The sequence below is a fragment of the Streptomyces sp. NBC_00162 genome (assembly GCF_024611995.1).
GTDB lineage: Bacteria > Actinomycetota > Actinomycetes > Streptomycetales > Streptomycetaceae > Streptomyces.
The window spans coordinates 1,117,734-1,140,081 of record NZ_CP102509.1 but is presented as its reverse complement, the minus strand read 5'-3'; the positions used below and the strand labels follow the sequence as shown (position 1 = coordinate 1,140,081).

General features: G+C 72.8%; 19 protein-coding genes and 5 pseudogenes. 21 read left to right on the top strand and 3 right to left on the bottom strand.

Going from position 1 to position 22,348, the window contains the following annotated elements:
- Positions 1–42 precede the first annotated feature (42 nt).
- The 18 genes and pseudogenes from JIW86_RS06025 to JIW86_RS05945 all read left to right on the top strand — a co-directional run bounded on the left by JIW86_RS06025 (position 43) and on the right by JIW86_RS05945 (position 16,558).
- Complete coding sequence (locus JIW86_RS06025; protein WP_257552836.1) at positions 43–948, top strand: LysR family transcriptional regulator; 906 nt, start codon at positions 43–45, stop codon at positions 946–948.
- Between the two features lie 99 nt (positions 949–1,047).
- A complete protein-coding gene (locus JIW86_RS42075) occupies positions 1,048–1,218 on the top strand; it encodes a hypothetical protein (protein ID WP_416237526.1) in 171 nt (56 codons plus the stop codon).
- 141 nt (positions 1,219–1,359) lie between these two features.
- On the top strand, positions 1,360–3,129 hold the full coding sequence (locus tag JIW86_RS06015; RefSeq protein WP_257552835.1) for an enoyl-CoA hydratase-related protein: 1,770 nt from the start codon (positions 1,360–1,362) through the stop codon (positions 3,127–3,129).
- Between the two features lie 73 nt (positions 3,130–3,202).
- Positions 3,203–4,257 (top strand): annotated as a pseudogene (locus tag JIW86_RS06010) (hydrogenase expression protein HypE).
- 69 nt (positions 4,258–4,326) lie between these two features.
- Positions 4,327–6,111: a nickel-dependent hydrogenase large subunit gene (locus tag JIW86_RS06005; RefSeq protein ID WP_215144237.1), complete on the top strand. Its 1,785-nt coding sequence runs from the start codon at positions 4,327–4,329 to the stop codon at positions 6,109–6,111.
- Positions 6,108–6,632 (top strand): hypothetical protein, encoded by a 525-nt coding sequence (locus JIW86_RS06000; RefSeq protein WP_215144239.1) that lies wholly within the window; start codon positions 6,108–6,110, stop codon positions 6,630–6,632. Before JIW86_RS06005 ends, JIW86_RS06000 begins: the two co-directional genes overlap by 4 nt.
- Positions 6,629–7,288, top strand: coding sequence for a DUF5947 family protein (locus JIW86_RS05995; protein WP_257552834.1), 660 nt, complete (start codon positions 6,629–6,631; stop codon positions 7,286–7,288). The genes JIW86_RS06000 and JIW86_RS05995 overlap by 4 nt, the downstream gene beginning before the upstream one ends.
- A complete protein-coding gene (locus tag JIW86_RS05990) occupies positions 7,285–7,983 on the top strand; it encodes a DUF6084 family protein (RefSeq protein WP_215144241.1) in 699 nt (232 codons plus the stop codon). The genes JIW86_RS05995 and JIW86_RS05990 overlap by 4 nt, the downstream gene beginning before the upstream one ends.
- Positions 7,980–9,383 (top strand): annotated as a pseudogene (locus tag JIW86_RS05985) (hypothetical protein); the annotation flags it as partial. The gene JIW86_RS05990 and the pseudogene JIW86_RS05985, both read left to right, overlap by 4 nt.
- Positions 9,384–9,393: 10 nt before the next feature.
- The gene (locus JIW86_RS05980; protein ID WP_257559230.1) at positions 9,394–9,912 is read left to right on the top strand and encodes a hydrogenase maturation protease; all 519 of its coding nucleotides are present in this window, start codon (positions 9,394–9,396) and stop codon (positions 9,910–9,912) included.
- A complete protein-coding gene (locus JIW86_RS42070) occupies positions 9,909–10,013 on the top strand; it encodes a DUF6893 family small protein (RefSeq protein WP_416237663.1) in 105 nt (34 codons plus the stop codon). The genes JIW86_RS05980 and JIW86_RS42070 overlap by 4 nt, the downstream gene beginning before the upstream one ends.
- Before the next feature lie 113 nt (positions 10,014–10,126).
- Positions 10,127–10,531, top strand: coding sequence for a hydrogenase maturation nickel metallochaperone HypA (locus JIW86_RS05975; RefSeq protein WP_215144247.1), 405 nt, complete (start codon positions 10,127–10,129; stop codon positions 10,529–10,531).
- Positions 10,532–10,534: 3 nt separating this feature from the next.
- Complete coding sequence (hypB, locus tag JIW86_RS05970) at positions 10,535–11,278, top strand: hydrogenase nickel incorporation protein HypB (RefSeq protein WP_257552833.1); 744 nt, start codon at positions 10,535–10,537, stop codon at positions 11,276–11,278.
- Positions 11,278–13,634, top strand: a pseudogene (gene hypF / locus JIW86_RS05965) (carbamoyltransferase HypF). The gene hypB and the pseudogene hypF overlap by 1 nt, the downstream one beginning before the upstream one ends.
- A 13-nt stretch (positions 13,635–13,647) precedes the next feature.
- Positions 13,648–13,983: a HypC/HybG/HupF family hydrogenase formation chaperone gene (locus tag JIW86_RS05960; protein WP_215144253.1), complete on the top strand. Its 336-nt coding sequence runs from the start codon at positions 13,648–13,650 to the stop codon at positions 13,981–13,983.
- Positions 13,980–15,115, top strand: a pseudogene (gene hypD / locus JIW86_RS05955) (hydrogenase formation protein HypD). Before JIW86_RS05960 ends, hypD begins: the two are co-directional and overlap by 4 nt.
- 73 nt (positions 15,116–15,188) lie before the next feature.
- Positions 15,189–16,229 (top strand): hydrogenase expression/formation protein HypE, encoded by a 1,041-nt coding sequence (gene hypE / locus JIW86_RS05950; protein ID WP_257559229.1) that lies wholly within the window; start codon positions 15,189–15,191, stop codon positions 16,227–16,229.
- 80 nt (positions 16,230–16,309) lie between these two features.
- On the top strand, positions 16,310–16,558 hold the full coding sequence (locus JIW86_RS05945) for a DUF6158 family protein (RefSeq protein ID WP_257552832.1): 249 nt from the start codon (positions 16,310–16,312) through the stop codon (positions 16,556–16,558).
- A gap of 23 nt (positions 16,559–16,581) precedes the next feature.
- On the opposite strand, the pseudogene JIW86_RS05940 reads toward JIW86_RS05945, so the two are convergent.
- Together JIW86_RS05940 and JIW86_RS05935 are read right to left on the bottom strand one after the other, a co-directional pair.
- Positions 16,582–17,057, bottom strand: a pseudogene (locus JIW86_RS05940) (DUF6328 family protein).
- Between the two features lie 24 nt (positions 17,058–17,081).
- Positions 17,082–17,264 (bottom strand): DUF6126 family protein, encoded by a 183-nt coding sequence (locus JIW86_RS05935; RefSeq protein ID WP_257552831.1) that lies wholly within the window; start codon positions 17,262–17,264, stop codon positions 17,082–17,084.
- Between the two features lie 105 nt (positions 17,265–17,369).
- Here JIW86_RS05935 and JIW86_RS05930 point away from each other — a divergent pair, with 105 nt between their 5' ends.
- Both JIW86_RS05930 and JIW86_RS05925 read left to right on the top strand, forming a co-directional pair.
- On the top strand, positions 17,370–17,939 hold the full coding sequence (locus JIW86_RS05930) for a TetR/AcrR family transcriptional regulator (RefSeq protein ID WP_257552830.1): 570 nt from the start codon (positions 17,370–17,372) through the stop codon (positions 17,937–17,939).
- Positions 17,940–17,959: 20 nt separating this feature from the next.
- On the top strand, positions 17,960–19,507 hold the full coding sequence (locus JIW86_RS05925; RefSeq protein ID WP_257552829.1) for an MFS transporter: 1,548 nt from the start codon (positions 17,960–17,962) through the stop codon (positions 19,505–19,507).
- On the opposite strand, the gene JIW86_RS05920 is transcribed toward JIW86_RS05925, so the two are convergent.
- Positions 19,470–20,849: a helix-turn-helix domain-containing protein gene (locus JIW86_RS05920; RefSeq protein WP_257552828.1), complete on the bottom strand. Its 1,380-nt coding sequence runs from the start codon at positions 20,847–20,849 to the stop codon at positions 19,470–19,472. The genes JIW86_RS05925 and JIW86_RS05920 overlap by 38 nt on opposite strands.
- A 139-nt stretch (positions 20,850–20,988) precedes the next feature.
- On the opposite strand from JIW86_RS05920, the gene JIW86_RS05915 reads away from it, so the two are divergent.
- Entirely contained in the window at positions 20,989–22,344 is a 1,356-nt protein-coding gene (locus JIW86_RS05915; RefSeq protein ID WP_257552827.1) for a M64 family metallopeptidase, read from the top strand.
- Positions 22,345–22,348: the final 4 nt, after the last annotated feature.

The window sequence follows — 22,348 nt, the reverse complement described above, 5'->3', positions numbered from 1 at the left end:
CCACCGATTTGCTCCCCACATCCAAGCGATAGCTTGGATCCCATGACTCTCGACGACCTCCGCGTGTTCGTGGCCGTCTGCCGCGCCGGCAGCCTCAGTGCCGTGGCCCGCGACCTCGGCCGCACCCAGTCCGCCGTCAGCCAGCACGTACGCCGCCTGGAGAAGCAGACCGGCGCGACCCTGCTGGAGCGCCACGCCCGCGGGGTGGTGCCCACCGAGGCCGGCCGCATCCTGCAAGCGGCCGCCGCCGACGGCATCGCCGGCCTCGACGGCGCCCTGCGCCGCCTGGACGACCTCGTACGGGGAGGCGGTGGCTCGGTGCGCGTCACCACCGGCGCGACCACCGTCCGGCACTTCATGTCCGAGGCTGTCGTCACCTTCCGCCGCCGGCACCCCGGAGTGAGCCTGGAGTTCCAGACCGAGAACTCCAGCCGTAGCTGCTTCGACGCCCTCGCCGCCGACGACCTCGACCTGGCCTGGATCACCATCGGCGCCCCGGTCCGCGGCATCGAGCAGCGCCCCGTGATGGAACTTCCCTGGGTGCTCGCGGTCGGCGCGGACGATTCCCTCGCCGCCCGCCCCCGGATCGAGCTCGCCGACCTCTCGGGAATCCGCCATGTCCGGCTGCCGGAGAACTCCGCCTCCCGCGCCCGCCTCGACGCCGCGTTCGCCGAAGCCGGCATCCGGGTCCGCTCCGACACCAGCGTGGCGGACTGGGACACCGCCCTGCTCCTCGCCGAACTGGGCCTGGGCCACGCCGTCGTACCCGCGCTGCCCGGCTGGCGGGTCCCCGGCACCGACGGCCCGCTGCGCCTGGTCCCGATCCCGGCCCTGCCGCCGCTCGCCGTCGGCTGGGCGGTCCGCCGCTGGTCCGCACTCGCCCCGCCGGCCCGGGCCTTCGCCGCCGAGGTCGCCCGCAGTTGTACGGCCCGGGCCGCCGCCCGTTGACCTACGCGGCGTCGACCGAGTCCCGCTCCAGCACCTGGCCGAGGGCCTCGGCGCCCGGGTCATGGCGCGACTGCGGGCCCCGATCCCGGCCCGCGGGCGATGACCGAGGCGCTACTGACGGAGTCGCTGCCCACCGATGAGGCCAGCCGGACCTTTCACATCGTCACCCAGGCGCCCGCCGCCGTCCTGCGCCACCACCTGGACCGGTTCCTGCCCGCGCAGGACGCCCACCAGGGCCGAGTGGCCCCCGATGGCGGCGCTTTCGGGTGACACCACCGCTCGGCGCCGGGCGCGTCCCACCGGGGTACCAGACGATCTCAGGCGGCCGGTCATGCTGTTCGAGCTGTCGCCCGGCCATGATCAGCCGAGGCGTTCCGGCGTCGCGGCTCCGAGCCGCCGCTGGGAGATCACGTGCACGTCCTGCTCGTCGCGAGCGCGTTCAACAGCCTCACCCAGCGGGTCCACGCCGAACTGCGCGACCACGGCCACAGCGTGGCGGTCGAACTCGCCCTGCCCGACGTCCCCCTGGCGCCCGCCGTCCGCCGGCACCAGCCCGACCTCGTCCTCGCGCCGATGCTGCGGACGGCCCTCCCCGAGGAGGTCTGGGCCGCGTACACCTGCCTGATCGTCCACCCGGGACCGGTCGGCGACCGCGGCCCCTCCTCGCTCGACTGGGCCCTCCACGAACAGGCCACCCGATGGGGCGTCACCGTCCTGCAGGCCGAGGCCGAGATGGACGCCGGACCCGTCTGGGCCCACGTCACGTGCCCCGTACCACCAGTGGGCAAGAGCGACCTCTACCGCGGCGAGGTCGCCGACGCAGCCCTCGAGGCCGTACACCTCGCCGTCGGCCGCTTCGCCTCGGGCACGTACACCCCGCAGCGGCAGAGCGCCGGACACCCACGCCCCGCGATGCGCCAGGAGCACCGCCGGATCGACTGGCAGGCGGACTCCACCGCACGCGTCCTGCGCGTCCTGCGCGCCGCCGACTCACAGCCCGGCGTACGGGACGAACTGCTCGGCGCCGAGTGGTTCCTGCACGGAAGCCACGCCGAGGACCGCCTGCGCGGCCGCCCCGGGGAACTGCTCGCCACCCGGGCGGGCGCCATCTGCCGGGCCACCGCCGACGGCGCCGTCTGGATCCCCGAACTCCGCGCCCGCCGCACCCCCGGCGGGCCCGCCGCCCCGAAACTGCCCGCCACCGTGGCCCTCGCCGACCGGCTGCCCGCGCTGCGGGAACACCCCGCCCCGCTGCACACGGACGCGCGCCGCCGCACCTGGTCCGACATCGGCTACCGCGAGGAGGGGCAGACCGGCTTCCTGACCTTCTCCTTCCCCGGCGGCGCGATGAGCACCGCCCACTGCCGGCGCCTGCGAGACGCCTACCGGATCGCCTGCGCCCGCCCCACCACCGTCCTGGTCCTCGGCGGCGGCCGAGACTTCTTCTCCAACGGCATCCACCTGGGCGTCATCGAGGCGGCCGCCGACCCGGCCGAGGAGTCCTGGGCCAACATCAACGCCATGGACGACCTCGTCGAGGCCGTGCTCACCACCACCGACCGCCTGGTCGTCGCCGCCCTCGGCGGCAACGCCGCCGCCGGCGGGGCCATGCTCGCCCTCGCCGCCGACGAGGTCTGGTGCCGCGCGGGCGTGGTGCTCAACCCGCACTACCGCCTGATGGGACTGCACGGCTCCGAGTTCTGGACCTACACCCTGCCGCGCCGCGTCGGCACCGGCGTCGCCGAGCGCCTCACCACCGAGGCCCTGCCGCTGAGCGCGGAGGCCGCGCTCCGGCTGGGGCTGACCGACCGTACGGTGCCCTGCGCGCCGCAGGCCTTCGCCGGCGAGACGGCGCGGCTCGCGGCGCGGCTCGCCGCCCTGCCCGCCACCGCTTCCCGGATCGCCGCCAAGAAGGCCCGGCGCGACCGCGACGAGGCCGAGAAGCCCCTGGCCGCCTACCGGGAGGCCGAGCTGGCCCTGATGAGGCAGACCTTCTCCGACCCGGACGCCCCGTACCACGCCCTGCGCCGCGCCTTCGTACGCAAGGAGCCCGCGGCGGCCACGCCACCCCACCTCGCGCGCCCCGCGGCCGGCCGGCACACGGCTCCGCTGCCCTCCCGGCAGCGCCCGGTCACTGGACTGGCCGCACATGACGCAGCACGCCGGGCGCCCGGCTGTTAGCAAGAGAGGGTGAGGCCGCGAACGCCGCCTCGTCCGCACTCCGACCCGAGCACCTCCCCGAGGAGGCATCCCCATGGATCCAGCGACGCCGGCCCCGGTGGAAGACCCCCCGATCCACATCCTCTGGATCAACGCCGGGCTGAGCTGCGACGGCGACTCCGTGTCCCTGACCGCCGCCATGCAGCCCAGCATCGAGGAGATCGTGACGGGCGTACTCCCGGGGCTGCCCAAGATCGCGGTGCACTGGCCGCTGATCGACTTCGAATGCGGTCCGGTCGGTGGCGCGGACACGTTCATCGAGTGGTTCTTCAAGGGGGAGCGGGGCGAGATCGACCCGTTCGTGCTCGTCGTCGAGGGCTCCATCCCCAACGAGAAGATCAAGCCCGAGGGCTACTGGTGCGGCTTCGGCGACGACCCCGAGACCGGCCAGCCCATCACCACCAGCGAGTGGATCGACCGGCTGGCCCCCAAGGCCCTCGCCGTCGTCGCCATCGGCACCTGCGCCACCTACGGCGGCATCCACGCCATGGAGGGCAACCCCACCGGAGCCATGGGCCTGCCCGACTACCTGGGCTGGAACTGGACGTCGAAGGCCGGCATCCCGATCGTGTGCGTACCGGGCTGCCCGATCCAGCCGGACAACTTCTCGGAGACGCTGACCTACCTGCTCTACCAGGCGGCGGGCTCCGCACCGATGATCCCGCTCGACGACAAGCTGCGCCCCACCTGGCTGTTCGGCGCCACCGTCCACGAGGGCTGTGACCGCGCCGGCTACTACGAGCAGGGCCAGTTCGCCACGACCTACGACTCGCCCCAGTGCCTGGTCAAGCTGGGCTGCTGGGGTCCCGTCGTCAAGTGCAACGTCCCCAAGCGCGGCTGGATGAACGGCATCGGCGGCTGCCCCAACGTCGGCGGCATCTGCATCGCCTGCACGATGCCCGGCTTCCCCGACAAGTTCATGCCGTTCATGGACGAACCCCCGGCGCCAAGCTGTCCAGCAAGGCCAGCGGCGCGTACGGGGCGGTGGTCCGCAGGCTCCGCTCGATCACGGCGCACACCGTGGACCAGGAGCCGAAGTGGCGCCGCACCGGCCAGAAGCTGACCACGGGCTACCGCCCGCCCTGGTGAGCCCCGACGTCCTCACCCCGCTCACGAACTCCTCGCAGCAGAGCAGCAAGAAGGGTCACGGCAGACACGATGGCACCGAAGACGAAGGCGTCCGGCGACGGCAGCGGCCTGGTGGAGATGGCCTGGGATCCGATCACCCGGATCGTGGGCAGCCTCGGCATCCACACGAAGATCGACTTCAAGCAGAAGCGGGTCGCGGAGTGCTACAGCACCTCGTCGGTCTTCCGCGGATACAGCGTCTTCATGCGCGGCAAGGACCCACGCGACGCGCACTTCATCACCAGCCGCATCTGCGGGATCTGCGGTGACAACCACGCCACCTGCTCCGTCTACGCGCAGAACATGGCCTACGGGGTGAAGCCGCCCCATCTCGCCGAGTGGATCATCAACCTGGGCGAGTCGGCGGAGTACATGTTCGACCACAACATCTTCCAGGAGAACCTGGTCGGGGTCGACTACTGCGAGAAGATGGTCCGCGAGACCAACCCCGGGGTCCTCGAGCTCGCCGAGCGCACCGAGGCCCCGCACGCCGGTGACCACGGCTTCAAGACCATCGCCGACATCATGCGCTCCCTCAATCCCATCGAGGGCGAGTTCTACCGCGAGGCCCTCCAGGTCAGCCGCTACACCCGCGAGATGTTCTGCCTGATGGAGGGCCGCCACGTGCACCCCTCCACCCTCTACCCGGGCGGCGTCGGCACCATCGCCTCCGTGCAGCTCTTCACCGACTACATGAGCCGCCTCATGCGGTACGTGGAGTTCATGAAGCGCGTCGTCCCGCTCCACGACGACCTCTTCGACTTCTTCTACGAGGCCCTGCCCGGCTACGAGGAGGTCGGCCGGCGCCGCGTGCTGCTCGGCTGCTGGGGCGCGCTCAACGACCCCGAGTACTGCGACTTCACGTACGCCAACATGAGCGACTGGGGTCGCAAGATGTTCGTGACCCCGGGCGTCGTCGTCGACGGCAAACTGGTCACCAACGACCTCACCGAGATCAACCTCGGCATCCGCATCCTGCTCGGCAGCTCGTATTACGACGACTGGGCAGGCCAGGAGCAGTTCGTCACCCACGACCCGCTCGGCAACCCGGTGGACCCCCGCCACCCGTGGAACCAGCACACCATCCCCGCCCCGCAGAAGCGGAACTTCGACGACAAGTACAGCTGGGTGATGTCGCCCCGCTGGTTCGACGGCAAGGACCACCTCGCGCTCGACACCGGCGGCGGCCCCATCGCCCGCCTCTGGTCCACCGCCCTCTCCGGACTCGTCGACGTCGGCTACGTCCAGGCCACCGGACACAGCGTGGTCATCAACCTGCCGCGCACGATGACCAAGCCCGAGACGCGCTTCGAGTGGAAGATCCCGAAGTGGAGCAACGCGCTGGAGCGCAACCGCGCCCGCACGTACTTCCAGGCCTACGCCGCCGCCATCGCCCTGCACTGCGCCGAGAAGGGCCTGGCCGAGGTCCGCGCCGGACGCACCCAGACCTGGGAGAAGTTCGAGGTGCCGGACGAGTCCATCGGCGTCGGCTTCACCGAGGCCGTACGGGGCGTGCTCTCGCACCACATGGTGATCCGCGACGGAAAGATCGCCAACTACCACCCCTACCCGCCGACCCCGTGGAACGCCAGCACCCGCGACACCTTCGGCACGCCCGGCCCCTACGAGGACGCCGTCCAGAACACGCCGATCTTCGAGGAGAACACCCCGGAGAACTTCAAGGGGATCGACATCATGCGCGCCGTACGCAGCTTCGACCCCTGTCTGCCCTGCGGAGTCCACATGTACGTGGGCGGCGGCAAGACGGTGAAGACCATGCACGTGCCCACCGGCCTGAGCGGACTGGGCGGATGAGCCCGGCCGTCGACGCCCGGCAGACGGGCCGCCGCGTCGAGGAGGTGCTCGACCGGCTCGCCGCCACCGGCGACCGCGAGGCGTGCGCGGCCGCCGAGGAACTGGTGCGCGTCCTCATGGACTTCTACGGGGCGGGCCTCGCCCGGATCGTCGGGCGGCTCGGCGAGGCGCCGCTGCGCCCGCTGCTCGACGACGAACTCGTCGCGAGCCTGCTGGCCCTGCACGACCTGAACCCCGAGGACGTGCACACCCGCATCGCCCGCGCCCTCGACGCCGCGGGCGACCCCGTGGAGGTGCTCGGCTTCGACGAGACCACCGGAGTGCTGCGCCTGCGCCCCGAGGCCGCCGGCAGCGGCTGCGGCTGCCACGCCGGCGGCGAGTCAGCGGGGCAGGCCGTCGAGGACGCCCTGGCCGCCTTCGCCCCCGAGGTGACCCGGGTGGACAGCGAGCCGGCCGCGGCCCCGCAGCCCGCCCTGCTCCAGATCTCCACCCGCCCGCACACCCCGGCGCAGGTGCCGTGAACCGACACCCGGAGCGTACGGGCGCCCCGCGCGGCCTGCGGCGGTTCGCGGGCCCGCGCCCGCCCCGCCCCGAAACCTGCGAACTGTGCGGGGTGGTGGTGCCCGAAGACCGCCACCGCCACCTCGTCGAGCCCGAGAAGCGGGCCCTGGTCTGTGCCTGCACCGCCTGCGCCCTGCTGTTCGACCGGCCGGGCACCACCACCGGGCGGTACCGCGCCGTACCGGACCGCTACCTCACCGACCCCGGCCACCCGCTCGACGAGGGAGCCTGGGAACTGCTCCAGATCCCGGTCGGCGTCGCCTTCTTCTTCCGCAACGCCGCCCTCGACCGCCTGGTCGCGCTCTACCCGAGCCCGGCCGGAGCCACCGAGAGCGAACTCGACCCGCAGACCTGGCAGACCGTACTCGGCGGCCACCGGCTGGCCGCCCTGCTCGAACCCGACGTGGAGGCGCTGCTGCTGCGCCGGACGGAGGGCCGCACCACCTGCCACCTCGTGCCCATCGACATCTGCTACGAACTGGTGGGCCGGATGAGGCTGCTGTGGCAGGGCTTCGACGGCGGCGCCGAGGCCCGCGCTGCCCTCGACGCCTTCTTCGACCAGGTGGAACGCCGGGCCAAGGTCCCGGCCGATGTGGCGGAGGCGCGGCCGCGATGACTGACTTCGGCTTCACCTGCACCGGAGTGCGCGCCGACGCCTACGCCGCCGGCCCCACCCTCGTCTTCCGGCTGCGGATCACTGCCGCCGGCGACGCCCGGGTGCACGCCCTCGCCCTGCGCTGCCAGATCCGCATCGAACCGGCCCGGCGCGGCTACGGCCCCGCCGAGGCCGACGGCCTGGCCGACCTGTTCGGTGAGCGCAGCCGCTGGGGAACCACCCTCCAGCCCGTGCAGTTCGCCCAGGTCGCGCTCATGGTGCCCAGCTTCACCGGCGAGACCGAGATCGACCTGGTCGTCCCCTGTACCTACGACATGGACATCGCGGCGACCCGCTACTTCCACGCCCTGGAGGAGGGCGAGGCGCCGCTGCTGATGCTGTTCTCCGGCACCGCCTTCACCGGCGCGGGCGGTTTCCGCGTCGAGCCCGTGCCCTGGGACCGCGAAGCCTCGTACCGCATGCCCGTACCCGTGTGGCGGGAGATGATCGAGCAGCACTTCCCGGGCTGCGGCTGGCTGCGGCTGCCCCGCGACACCATGGCGGAGCTGCTCGCCTTCCGCTCGCGGCACTCCCTCGCCTCCTGGGAGGCCACCGTACGCACCCTCCTCGACGCGGCCGCCGCCGCGCAGCCGCCACCCGCACCCGTCCGCTTCGGCTCCGTACTGCCCCGTGCCACCGAGAGGACGGCGCCATGACCACCACGGCCGCGACGGACTCCCGCTTCGCCACCGCCCGGCAGGTGGCCGACGCCGTCCTCTTCGAGGGCTACGTGCTCTACCCGTACCGGGCTTCGGCGGCCAAGAACCGGCTGCGCTGGCAGTTCGGGGTACTGGTCCCGCCCGCGTGGGGCCCGGCGCACGAAGAGCACGCGCACCAGCAGACCGAGATCCTGATGGAACCCAAGGGCGCGGCGCGCCTCGACGTCGAGTTGCGCTTCCTGCACGCACAGCGCCGCACGGTCCAACAGGCCCTGGCGGACGGCACCTTCGCGGACGTGGCCGAACTGCACCTGACGGACCGGGTCCTCGTCCCCTGGGACGAGGGGGCCGAGGAGCGGGTCGAGCTGTCCGTCGACGTGGCCGAACTGGCGGGGGAGGGCGTCGCCCTTCCCTTCCGCCGCCCCGCCCGCGAGGACACCGAGCCCGTCCTCGACGCCGACGGCGGCCGTGTCGGCCGCCTGGTGCGGCGTACCGAGGAGATCGAGGGCGTCGTACGCCTGCGCGCGACCGAACTCGAAGGCGCCTACCGGGTGTTCAAGCTCACCGCGGTGGTGGAGAACACCAGTCCGTGGACCCCGCCGGACCGGGCCGCCGACCGCGACGCGGCCCTGCCCCGGTCGCTGGTCGCCGCCCACCTCCTGCTGGGCCTCGACGCCGGCTCCTTCCTCTCCATGACCGACCCGCCCGAGTGGGCCAAGGAAGCCGTCGCCTCCTGCGTCAACCGCCACACCTGGCCCGTACTCGCGGGCGAACCAGGCCGCGCCGACGTGGTCCTGTCCTCCCCGATCATCCTGGAGGACCACCCGGCCATCGCCCCCGAAAGCGCCGGCGCGATGTACGACGCCACCGAGATCGACGAGATCCTCGCCCTGCGCACCGCCGCCCTCACCGACCAGGAGAAGCGCGAGGCGCGCGGTACGGACGCCCGGGCCGCCGCCGTGATCGACCTCGCCGACTCCATGCCGCCCGAGGTGCTGGAGCGGCTGCACGGGGCGGTGCGCGCCCTGCGCGAGATCACCGACCCCGGCGGAGCACCTCCGGAACTTGCCGAACTCCCCGATGAGGAAGCGGTGTTCAGGTCCGATACCCCCTGGTGGGACCCGGCCCGGGAGGACACCGCCGACCCGGCACGCGACCGGATCCTGATCGACGGCGCCCCGGTGGGCGTGGGCAGCCGGGTCCTTCTCCGGCCGGGCCTGCGCCGCGCCGACGCCCAGGACCTGTTCCTCCAGGGCATGGCCGCCCGGGTCGAGGCGGTCCTGCACGACGTCGACGGGGGAGTCCACCTCGCGGTGACCGTCGAGGACGACCCGGGCGCCGACATCCGACGGGAGCAGGGCCGCTTCCTCTACTTCCAGCCCGACGAGGTCACCCCCTGGAGGACGCGTGAGCGGCGGAACACTGGTCGCCGGCATCGGCAACGTCTTCCTCGGCGACGACGGCTTCGGCGTCGAGGCCGTGCGCGCCCTGTCCGCACACCCGCTCCCGGACGGCGTCGAGGTCCTCGACTTCGGCGTGCGCGGAGTCCACCTCGCCTACCAGCTCCTCGACGGTTACGACACCCTCGTCCTGGTCGACGCCACCGCACGCGGCGGCGCCCCCGGCACGCTGTACCTCATCGAGGCCGACGGCCCCGGCGCGGCCCCGCAGGGCGGCGCCGTACTCGACGGCCACCACATGTCCCCCGACGCGGTCCTCGCCCTCCTGGACACCCTGTGCGCCGGCACCGGCACCACCCCACCCCGGCGGACGCTGGTCATCGGCTGCGAACCGGCCTCCGTCGAGGAGGGCATCGGCCTGAGCCCACCCGTGGCCGCGGCCGTGCCGGGGGCCGTCCGCATGGTGCTGGACCTGCTCCGGGACGAGACCGCCACGCCTCCCCGAGCACTGAGGAGAACCCCATGAAGAAGGCCGTCATCTGCGGGGCCGCCACCGTCGCACTGGTCGTCGTACTGAAGCAGTTCCTCCCCGACATCAGGCGCTACCTGCGGATGACCAAGATGTAGGACAGCGCCCGCCCCGGCGCCCGAATGGCGTACGGGGCGTGCCGCGCGTCGGCGTGCCCGCCCGCCCCGCCTCCGTCCTGCCGGTGTAATGAGCCCCGGCAGGACGGAGTCCGATGCACGAGATGTCAATCGCCATGGCCGTCGTCGGCCAGGTGGAGGAAGCGGCCGAAGCCGCCGGAGCGAGCGCCGTGACGGCCGTCCGGCTCCAGGTCGGAGAGCTGGCGGGAGTGGTTCCCGACGCCCTGGCCTTCTGCTTCGAACTGGCCTGCGCCGGAACCGTACTGGAAGGCGCCGGCCTCGTCACCGAGACGGTGGCGGCCCGCGCCCGGTGCGGTGCCTGCGACCACGCATGGCCGACCGGCATGCCCCCCGACCTGTGCTGCCCCGGCTGCTCGCGGGCCACCGACGTCGAGCTGATCGCGGGCCGCGAGCTCCGGATCCTCAGCGTGGACTGGGAGGACGGACCCGCCCCCTGCGCCGCCGCCCGTACCCGCGAACCGATCTCCGAGGAGGCCTGAACCATGTGCCGAGTGGTCGATCTACGGCAGGCGGTACTCGCCAAGAACGACGAGGCGGCGCACACCCTGCGCGCCGAACTCACCGCACGGGGAACCGTGGTCGTCAACCTGCTCTCCAGCCCGGGCAGCGGGAAGACGGCACTGCTGGAGCGCGAACTGCTCCTCGCCCGGGAGCGGGGCGTGCCGGTGGCCGCCCTGACCGCCGACCTCGCCACCGAGAACGACGCGCGGCGGCTGTCCCGTTCCGGAGTTCCCGTCAAGCAGGTGCTCACCGACGGGCTCTGCCACCTGGAGGCCGGGATGCTGAGCCGGCACCTGGACGGATGGCTGCCCGAGGACACCCGGCTCCTGTTCGTGGAGAACGTGGGCAACCTGGTCTGCCCGGCCTCCTACGACCTCGGGGAAACCCTGCGGGTGGTCCTCGCCTCGGTCACCGAGGGCGAGGACAAGCCGCTGAAGTACCCGACCGCCTTCGGACTGGCGCAGCTGGTCGTGGTGACCAAGACGGACATCGCGGAGGCCGTCGAGTTCGACGAGGCCGCCTTCCGCGCGAACGTCCAGCGGGTCAACCCCGGCGTGGAGGTGGCACTGACGTCCGCCCGCGCGGGAGAGGGCGCGGGCCTGCTGCTCGACCGGGCGCTGGCGGTCGGCGCGGGCACCGGGGCGCACACGCCGGTCATGGCGCGGCAGCCCCACGGTCACGCGCACGACCACGGGACGCCGCACGCAGTGGTGCAGACGCACTGATGGAGGCCGTCGAGCGCCGACGGATCATCGTCCGGGGCGTGGTGCAGGGCGTCGGCTTCCGGCCCTACGTGTACACCCGCGCCACCGGCCTCGGCCTCGCCGGGCACGTCACGAACACCCCCGAGGGCGTGGTCGCGGAGATCGAGGGCGCACCGGCCGCCGTCACCGAGTTCTGCGACCGGCTCGCGGCGGACGCGCCCCCGCTGGCGGTGGTGGACGCGGTCGACCACTGCGAGGTGCCCGTCGCGGGCGGCGCCGGATTCACCATCGTCGCCTCCCGGGCCGGCGGCCCCGCCCGCACGCTGGTCCCACCGGACGTGGCCACCTGCGCGGACTGTCTCGCCGAACTGGCGGACCCGGCCGACCGCCGCCACCGCCACCCCTTCATCACCTGCACGCACTGCGGACCGCGCTTCACCATCGTCACCGGGCTGCCGTACGACCGCGCCCACACCACCATGGCCGGCTTCCCGATGTGCCCCGACTGCACCCGCGAGTACGCCGACCCCGCCGACCGCCGCTTCCACGCACAGCCCGTCGCCTGCCCCGCCTGCGGACCCCGGCTGCGACTCCTCGCCGGACACCCTCCCCACGAGGTCACCGGCGTGGACCCGGCCGCCGAGGCCCGTCGGCTGCTCACCGCCGGGGCGATCCTCGCCGTCAAGGGGATCGGCGGCTACCACCTCGCCTGCGACGCCGCCCACCCCGGAGCCGTGGCCGAACTGCGCCGCCGCAAGGCCCGCGGGGACAAACCGTTCGCCCTGATGGCCCGCGACCCCGCCGACCTCGAGCACCTCGTCCACATCGGCCCCGAGGAGCACGCCCTGCTCACCGGGGCGGTCCGGCCGATCGTGCTGCTGCGCCGCCGCGCCGACGCGCCCGGTGCCGGCGTCGGCGGGGGAGTCGCGGAGGGGTGGCCCCGCGCTCTCCCGACCTCGGCGCGATGCTCCCGTACACGCCCGTGCACCACCTGCTGCTCGGCCTGCCCGGCGACCCGCCTGGTCCCCGGCTGCTCGTCATGACCAGCGGAAACCTCTCCGGAGAGCCCATCGTCACCGACGACGCCGAGGCCCTGGACCGGCTCGCCGGCCTGGCCGACGCCTGGCTCACCCACGACCGCCCGATCCACGTGCCCTGCGACGACTCGGTGGTGCGCGTCTGCGACGGCGAGCCGCTGACCGTACGACGCTCCCGCGGCTACGCCCCGCTGCCCGTCACCCTCCCGCTGCCGGTCCCCCCGATCCTCGCCGCCGGGGGAGACCTGAAGAACACGTTCTGCCTCGGCGAAGGACGCCGGGCCTGGCTGTCCGCACACATCGGCGACATGGACGACCTCGCCACCCAGTACGCCTACGAACGCGCCGAGCGGCAGCTGGAGTCCGTCACCGGCGTCACCCCCGCCCTGCTCGCCGCCGATCTCCACCCCGGCTACCGGTCCGGCCAACGGGCGCGGCGCGTCGCCGCCGGGCGACCGCTGGTCCGCGTACAGCACCACCACGCCCACATCGCCTCCGCGATGGCCGAACACGGCCTGGACGGCGGCCGGAAGGTGATCGGCGTCGCCTTCGACGGCACCGGCTACGGCGACGACGGCGCCGTGTGGGGCGGCGAGTTCCTCCTGGCGGACTACGCCGGGTACACGCGCTTCGCCCACCTCGCCTACGTCCCGCTGCCGGGCGGCGACGCGGCCGTGCACCGCCCGTACCGCATGGCCCTGTCCCAGCTGCGGGCCGCGGGCATCGAATGGACCGCGGACCTGCCCTGTGTCGCCGCCTGTCCGCCCGACGAACTACGGGTACTGCGCGGCCAGTTGGAGCGGAACCTGAACTGCGCCCCGACCTCCAGCATGGGCCGGCTCTTCGACGCCGTGTCCTCCCTCGCGGGCGTCTGCCACCGCTCCGGGTACGAGGCGCAGGCCGCGATCGAGCTGGAGTCCGCGGCGCTCGCCGCCGGTGGACCCGGAGCCGGACCCGGGTACGCCTTCGCCCTGCGTCCGCCACCGGACGGCGCCGAGGGTCCCGTGACCGCCGATCCGGCGCCCGTGCTGGCCGCCGTGGTGGCCGACGTACGCGCGGGCACGGATCCGGCCAGGATCGCCGCCCGCTTCCACGCCTCGGTGGCCGGCCTCGTGGGCGCGCTCTGCGTTCTGGCCCGCGAGCGGCACGCCCTGGACACCGTCGCCCTGACCGGCGGGGTCTTCGCCAACACCCTGCTCTCCACGGCCTGCGCCAGCATCCTGCGCGAGCAGGGGTTCACCGTCCTGCGTCACACCCGCGTCCCGCCGAACGACGGCGGGCTGTCGCTGGGCCAGCTCATGGTGGCGGCAGCAGTACACGCCACGGATCACCACCCCTAGCGAAGGAGAACCCATGTGCCTGGCGGTACCCGGCCGAGTGCTTGACATCGGGGAGAAGGACGGCACCCGCATGGCGACCGTCGACTTCGGCGGCGTGCAGAAAGAGGTGTGCCTGGAGTACCTGCCGGACCTTCAGGTCGGCGAGTACGCCATCGTCCACGTGGGATTCGCCCTCCAGCGGCTGGACGAGGAGTCGGCCCGCCAGACCCTCGAACTCTTCGCACAACTCGGCATGCTGCAGGAGGAGTTTGGCGATCCCTGGGAACAGGCCGCGGCAGCGGGCGGCTCCCCGTGGCCCTTCACCGACGACCCGGACGAAGCCGTAGCGCAGGAGGAAGCCCGCCCGTGAAGTACATCGACGAGTTCCAGGACCCCGAGCTCGCCCGCCGGCTGCTCGACGACATCCACGCCACCGTGACCCGCCCCTGGGCCCTGATGGAGGTCTGCGGCGGCCAGACGCACACCATCATCCGGCACGGCATCGATCAACTCCTCCCCGATCAGGTGGAGTTGATCCACGGCCCGGGCTGCCCGGTGTGCGTCACCCCGCTGGAGGTCATCGACAAGGCCCTGGAGATCGCCTCCCGGCCGGATGTGATCTTCTGCTCCTTCGGCGACATGCTGCGCGTGCCCGGCACCGGCCGCGACCTCTTCCAGGTGCGGAGCGAGGGGGCGACGTACGGGTCGTCTACTCCCCGCTCGACGCGCTCAGGATCGCGCAGGAGAACCCGGGGCGCGAGGTGGTGTTCTTCGGCATCGGCTTCGAGACCACGGCGCCGCCCAACGCCATGACGGTGTACCAGGCGAAGAAGCTGGGCATTCCCAACTTCAGCCTGCTGGTCTCCCACGTCCGTGTCCCGCCGGCCATCGAGGCGATCATGCAGTCGCCGAGCTGCCGGGTCCAGGGCTTCCTGGCGGCCGGCCATGTGTGCAGTGTGATGGGCATGGGGGAGTACCCGGAACTGGCGGCCCGCCACCGCGTCCCGATCGTCGTGACCGGCTTCGAGCCGCTGGACATCCTGGAAGGCGTACGGCGGGCCGTACGGCAGCTGGAGCGCGGCGAGCACACCGTCGACAACGCCTACGCGCGCGCCGTGCGACCGGAGGGGAACCCGGCCGCCCTCGCCATGCTGGAGGACGTCTTCGAGGTCACCGACCGTGCCTGGCGGGGCATCGGCGTCATCCCGGACAGCGGCTGGCGGCTGTCGGCACGCTACCGGGAGTACGACGCCGAGCACCGCTTCTCGGTGACCGGCATCAACACGCGGGAGCCCGCCGAGTGCCGCAGCGGCGAAGTGCTCCAGGGGCTGCTCAAGCCCCACGAGTGCGAGGCCTTCGGCACCCTGTGCACCCCGCGCAGCCCGCTCGGCGCCACGATGGTGTCCAGCGAGGGCGCGTGCGCCGCGTACTACCTGTACCGCCGGCTGGAACTCACTCCCGCCCGGACCGCCGTTTCGCCGGAGGCGAGCCCCGTTGCCTGAGACCGCACAGCCTGAGACCGCACACCCTGAGACCGCACACCCTGAGACCGCACACCCTGACACCGCACACGACATCACCGGCTGGACCTGCCCGGCCCCCCTGCGCGACCGCCCCCGCGTGGTGATGGGGCACGGCGGAGGCGGCGCACTGTCGGCCGAACTGGTCCAGCACCTCTTCGCCCCCGCCTTCGGCGGCGAGGTACTGGCCCAGCTCGGGGACTCCGCCGCCGTCTCCCTGGGCGGTGTCCGGCTGGCGTTCTCCACCGACTCGTACGTGGTGCGGCCGCTGTTCTTCCCGGGCGGCAGCATCGGCGACCTGGCGGTCAACGGCACCGTCAACGACCTGGCCATGGCCGGGGCCCAAGCCGCCTACCTCTCCTGCGGGTTCATCCTCGAGGAGGGGGTCGAGATGTCGGTCGTGGCGCGGGTGGCCGAGGCGCTCGGCGCCGCCGCGCGCGCCGCCGGGGTGGAGGTGGCGACCGGCGACACCAAGGTCGTCGAGGCGGGCCACGGCGACGGCGTCTACGTCAACACCGCGGGCATCGGGCTGATCCCCGACGGAGTGGACCTGCGCCCGCAGCGGGTCGTTCCCGGCGACGTCGTGATCGTCAGCGGCGAGATCGGCCTGCACGGGGTGGCCATCCTGAGCGTCCGGGAGGGACTGGAGTTCGGCGTGGACATCGAGAGCGACTGCGCGGCCCTGGGCGGTCTCGTCCGGACCATGCTCGCCGTCACCCCGGACCTCCACGTCCTGCGCGATCCCACCCGCGGCGGGCTGGCGGCCGCCCTCAACGAGATCGCGGCCGCTTCCGGGACCGGCGTCGTCATCCAGGAGGGCCGCGTGCCGGTCCCCGCCGCCGTCCAGAACGCGTGCGCGATCCTCGGCCTCGACCCGCTGTACGTGGCCAACGAGGGCAAGCTGGTCGCCTTCGTCCCGAGGGAGCACGCGGACGCCGTCCTCGACGCCATGCGCGCCCACCCGCTGGGCCGCCACGCGGCGGTGATCGGCGAGGCGGTCGCCGCCCACCCCGGTCTGGTCGTGGCCCGCACGGGTCTCGGCGGCACCCGGGTGGTCGACCTGCCCATCGGAGAGCAACTGCCGCGCATCTGCTGACGCGGGCCGGGCAGGAGATGATGGAAGCGGAGGGCTGCTTCGGCGAGGGCCGAACCGAGCGTGGAGGAGGTGTGCGTGCCATGACGGAGCACGACGGCGGTCCGTCGGCGCGGAAACTGGAGGAAGGCCGGCTGCTCAAGGAGCTGGAGGCCATCCACCGCACGCGCCACGAGACCCTGCTGCACGGGTCGGACGACGCCCTGGTTACCCACACGCAGCGGATGAACGAGCTGGAGCACGAGTACGTACGGCGCCACCCGCAGCGGGCCCAGACGCCCGGACGCACCCGCTCGGGCGCCCGGGCGCGCACCGATCAGGACTCGGAGTAGCACACCCGGGGCAGGGGCCGGCGTCAGTCCTTGCGCGTGTAGCGCGTGCGCGCCCACAGCGGCAGGGCGAACCAGCACAGCAGGTACCACGCGAGCACGCCGGCCACAAGCCAGGGCACGAAGGCGTTGTCCGTGGCCACGCGCAGGACCAGCAGGAGCGCGGCGGTGAGGGTGGCCAGCAGCAGGAGGATGCCCACGAAGGTGAGGCGTGAGGCCCAGGTGACGGCCTGGGGCTTGATCCGGCGGCCGGAGACGATGCGGTGGAACGCGACCGGGCCGATGAGCGCGCCGGTCGACAGGGATCCCAGGACGACGGTCACGATGTAGAGCGTCTTGTCGGTCTGGGGCAGGGCCTGGAAGTGGGGGTGAAGACGACCGTCAGCAGGAAGCCGAAGAGGATCTGCACGCCGGTCTGCGCGACGCGGATCTCCTGCACCAGCTCCTGCCACTGCCGGTCCGCGCGTTCTTCTTCGCTCTCGTTCCTGCCGTCGTCGCGCATGCCGTCTCCCGGTTCTCCCGGCGGTTACTTCTGGGCCTGTTGGCCCAGGTGGAAGAGCAGCCACACGAAACCGGCGAACACGTGGGTGCCGAGGATGTAGAAGAAGGCGCGCAGGGCCACGCCGTTCTGCTTCCACTTCTCGTACTTCGCCGCAGCGGCGATCTCGGTGGCGCCGGCGCCGGCGCTGTCGTTCTTCTTCTCGTCCATGGTCCCCCCACGGTAGCGAACGGCGCGCGCGGAAGGCACCAGCGGCGGGTCAAGCTTGCCTCGAATGAGACAATTTTGTATCGTTCGAGGCGAAGGAGGCTCATCATGGTGCACGAAGAAGAACTGCTGGACAGTGCCGCGCGTGTCCTCGCCGGCGATCACAGCGCCTCGATGGTGCAGATCGCCGCCGGGATCGGGACCAGCCGCGCCACGCTCAGCCGTCGCTACGCGACCCGCGAGGCGCTGCTCAAAGCCGTCGCGGTCCGGGCCATCCAGGTGGTCGACGAGTGCCTCACCCCGGCCGACCTGCCCGAGACCGCCGACGGTCCGGCCTTCGACGCCGCACTGGAGGAGCTGGTCGTCGCCCTGCTGCCCGCGGCGCACCTGTACGGCTTCACCTCGCGCGACGCCACCGTGCTCGCCGACCCGGAGTTCCGGGCCGGGGTAGACCGGCAGGACCAGCAAGCGCTGGCCTTCCTCTCCCTCGGCCAGCGGCTGGGGCGGCTGCGCGCCGACCTGCCGCCGTACTGGATCTGGTACTCGCTGTGGGGCCTGCTCGACGCCGCCGCCGAGGGCGTCCGCGACGGGCACTTCGCCCCCCGCCAGATCGGCCACCTGATCCTGACGTCCTTCCTCAGCGGGACCCGGACCCCCGGACCACCGTCCGCACCGTAGATCCCGCCCCGCTCCGCCCCGTGCACAACCCCGAACGGAACTTCATGCACCCCGCCGCGCTCGACCCCCGCCGGTGGATCGTCCTGGCGATCCTCTCCGGCAGCCTCCTGCTGATCTCCATGGACACCACGATCCTCAACGTGGCCTTCCCCTCCCTCGTCGGCGACCTCCAGCCGAGCGCCGTACAGCAGCTGTGGATCATCGACGTCTACGCGCTCGCGCTGTCCGGCCTGCTGGTCACCGCGGGCGCGCTCGGTGACCGCTGGGGGCGCAAGCGGCTGCTCATGGCGGGCTTCGGCATCTTCTCGGTGGCCTCGCTCATAGCCGTCTTCGCCACCGAGGGCTGGCACGTCATAGCGGCCCGCGCCCTCCTCGGCGTCGGCGGCGCCGCCATCATGCCCTCCACCCTGTCGATCCTGCGCAGCGTCTTCACCGACGCCAAGGAGCGCGCCTTCGCCCTGGCCGTCTGGGCGGCCGTGTTCGGCGGCGGCATGGCCTTCGGTCCGGTCGTCGGCGGGCTGCTCGTCCAGGACCACGGCTGGCACTCCGCCTTCCTCCTCAACCTGCCCGTCGCCGCCCTCATCGTGGCGGCGGGGCTGCGCTACCTCCCCGAGTCCCGCTCCGCGCACAGCACCGGCGCGTGGGACTGGTGGGGCGTCGGCCAGTCGATCGTCGGCATGCTCGCCCTCGCGGGCGGCATCAAGCAGCTCGGCAAGAGCGGCGTCGCGGACCCGCTCCCGTGGGCCCTGCTGGTCCTGGCCGCCGTCGCGCTGACCGTCTTCGTACGCCGCCAGCTGCACCGGGACAACCCGCTGCTCCAGGTACGGCTGTTCGCCAAGCCGGCCTTCAGCGTCGCGGCGACCGCGATCTTCCTGCCCATGGTGGGCATGGGCGCGATCCTCTTCCTGGTCACGCAGTGGTTCCAGTACGGCCAGGGCTACACCCCGCTCGAGGCCGGACTGCGGCTGCTGCCGGCCCCGCTCGCGCTGATCTGCGCCTCGATGGTGGCCCCCACCCTGATGCAGCGCTTCGCGATCCGGCACGTGCTGGGCGCCGGCCTGGTCGTCCTGGCGGTCGGCATGGCCCTGCCGTGGACCTTCCAGCAGTTCACCGACCTCGGATACCCCGCTTTCGCGGCCGCCCTGACCGTCATGGGCCTGGGCGCCGGGATCGCGACCACGGTCGCCTCGGTCACGCTGATCTCCGCGGCGCCCGCGGACGAGGTCTCCAGCGCTGCCGCCATCGAGGAGACCTGCTACGAACTGGGCTCGGCCATGGGCGTGGCCATCCTCGGCTCCACCGCGGCCGCGCTCTACCGGGGCAACCTGCCCGCCCTGGACCTGGACGGCCCGAGCACCGCCGCGGTACGGGACTCCGTGGGCGAGGCCGCCCACACCGCCGAGCGGCTCGGCGGCACCGTCGGCCAGGCCCTGCTCGACGCCGCCTCGCAGGCCTACACCCTCGCGATCACCCCGGCGTTCCTCATGGCCGGCGGGCTCGCGATCGCCGCGGCGGCCACGACCTGGGCGCTCATTCCGCGCGATCTCCAGCCCACCGAGAACCACTGATCCGGGCCGAACCGAACGCAGGCGCGGCGGGCGCCGGGCCGAGCGTGGTGGTGCCCGGCGCGGCCCGGTGTCCCAGGCCCGTGCGGTAGGCGTCCAGCGCCGCCTCGGTCCGGCCCGTCCGGCGCAGCAGGTCGCCCAGCATCCGGCACAGGTCCGCGAGGTCGCCGGTGGCCCCGCTGCGCTCCAGCAGCGCCAGCGCCTGCACGTAGTGCTCCTCGGCGGACTCGGTCTCACCGCGCTCCTCGGCCATCAGGCCGAGGAGCCGGTGCGCGCCTCCCGCGTGCACGGCGCCGTGGCTGTCCCCCAGTTCCAGCAGCGCCGAGAGCAGCTCCGCGGCTTCCTCGTACCGGCCGAGCCTGCGCAGTACGTCGGCCAGCTCCACCTCCACCTGCGCCGTGTACAGGGCGGCGCGGCGGGCGGACAGCATCTCCCGGGCCGTACGCAACTCTCGCTCCGCAGAGTCGAGTTCGCCGTTCTGAGCCTGTACGTACCCGCGCATCCAGTGGCAGTGCGCCAGGTCGGTCCGCAGCCGCAGCTGCCCGTAGATCGCCTGCGCCTTGGCGAGCGAGGCGTCGGCGTCGGCCACCCGGCCCTCGGCCAGGAACGTCCGCGCCACCTGCCGGTGCATCCCCGCCACCAGCGCCGGATCGCTGACCTGCGGGGCCAGCGCGAGGGCGAGCTCGGCCGCGTGGGCGGCGCGGGCGTGGGCGCCCATGTCGATGTACGGCCCGATCACCGCGGCGTAGAGCAGGACCAGCGCCTCCGGGTCGGCCAGCCCGCTCGCGCCCAGCTCGTCGATGGTGGATTCCAGCAGGTAGCAGGCGTAGCGCAGCTCTCCGGCGAGCAGGTGCGCGACGGCGCGGCCGCGGATGGGGCGGGCCCGGCGGGGCAGCGGTTCACCGGCCAGCAGGCGCTCGGCCGCCTCGAAGTGGCCGATCGCATCCGGGAGCTCCCCCGACTCCAGGGCGCAGTCACCCAGCCCGAGGAGGGCCTCCGCCTGCTCGGGGACCAGCGCGAGCTCTTCCGCCTCGTCGAGCAGCTGCCGGTAGCGTACGGCGGCCTCGTCGGCGGCGCCGGTGGCGAGCGTCTGCTGGGCGTCGGCCAGGGCGAGGCGCACCTCGGTGGCCAGGTGGGCGGGGCGGCCGGTGGCCAGCTCCTCGTACGAGGTGCCCAGGCGCCCGGCGAGGAAGCGCAGCGCGGTCTCGGACGGGCGGACCCGGCCCGACTCCAGCGTCGAGATATAGGCGGGGGTGTAGCTGGGCTCCGCCAACTGTCTCTGAGTCAGGCCGAGTTCGTTGCGCATCCGCTGAACCCTGCTGCCGATACGGGCCGGTTCGTCCATGGAATCCCCCTGGTTGCTCGAACTCCCCAGTATTCAGGGGGATCAGGCCATTGCGCACGCCCCGTGCGCCACCTAGTTTAAGCAACCGATTCAGCAGACTTATCTCCTTGTTTAACTTCCTTTCCAGGGGGAGGACTTCATGCGTCCAGTCAGAGTCCGGGCCAAGGGTCCCGTACTGCGGGCCGCCCTCGCGGCGGCCTGCGCGGCCGCCGTGCTGGTGGCAGCCGCACCGGCAGGGGCGGCCGACGCGCCGCCGGCAGCAGGGGTGGAGGTCGAGATACCGGGGCCGGAACAAGGCGGCGACGCCGGATCCGGCCACACCCGGGTACCGGCCGCCGGGGCCCGGGCGAAGACCGCGGGCGGGCTCTCCGCGGCCGAGCGGGCGGCCGACGGCGAGGTCGTCAAGGTGATCGACAACGGCCCCACCGCCGACCGCCTCGACGTCGTCGTCATCGGCGACGGCTACACCTCCGCCGAGTTGGAGCGGTTCCGCTCCGACGCCCGGCAGAAGTGGGACGAGGTGACGGCGGTCGAGCCGTACACCACCTACCGGAACCTCTTCAACGTGTGGACGGTCGACGCCGTCTCCCGCGAGTCCGGAGTCTCCGGCGACCCCACCCCGGCCACCGTCCGCGACACCGCCCTCGGCTCGTACTTCTGGTGCGAGGAGATCGAGCGGCTGCTCTGCATCGACCAGCCCAAGGTCGACGCGTACGTGGCGAAGGCGCCGGAGGCCGATCTGGTCATCGTGCTGGCCAACAGCGCCAAGTACGGCGGCGCGGGCTACAACGAGCGCAGCACCACCCTCGGCTACGAGGGGATATCGACCGCCTCGGCGGGCCACGCGAAGTCCGGTCAGGTGGCCATCCACGAGACCGGGCACTCGCTCGGCAAGCTCGCGGACGAGTACTTCTACTCCGGCGTCCCGGAGTACGAGAAGTACACCGGCCCCGAGCCCGCCGAATCCAACAGCTCCGCCCTGCCCGCGGACCGGATGGCCGCCCAGCGGGCCAAGTGGTACCGGTGGCTCGGCGAACCGTCTCCGGACGGCGGCACGGTGGGCGCGTACGAGGGCGGAGGCTACTTCGCCACCGGCCTGTACCGGCCCACGGACAACTCGATCATGCGGGTGCTGGGCAAGCCCTTCAACCTGCCCGGCGTCGAGGCGATGATCGGCGGGTTCCACCAGCACGCGAGGACCGTCACGCCGCTCACCCCGACCGACCGCACCCTGCGGATGCGCCACACGGCGAAGGCCGCCGTGCCGAGGCTGGCCGGAGCGGACGGGCGCCAGCTCGTGGTCCGGTGGTACCTGGACGGCAGGGAGCTGAAGAGGTTCGAGGGCCGGACCGAGGTGGCGGTGGCGGACCTGTGGCTCTTCGACCTCCGCACCCACCGGCTCTCGGTCACGGCGGAGGACCGCACCCCCTCGGTACGAGACCCCAAGATCGCCCGCACCCTGCGCTCCACGGCCGAGTGGACGGTCCGGCTCTAGGGCA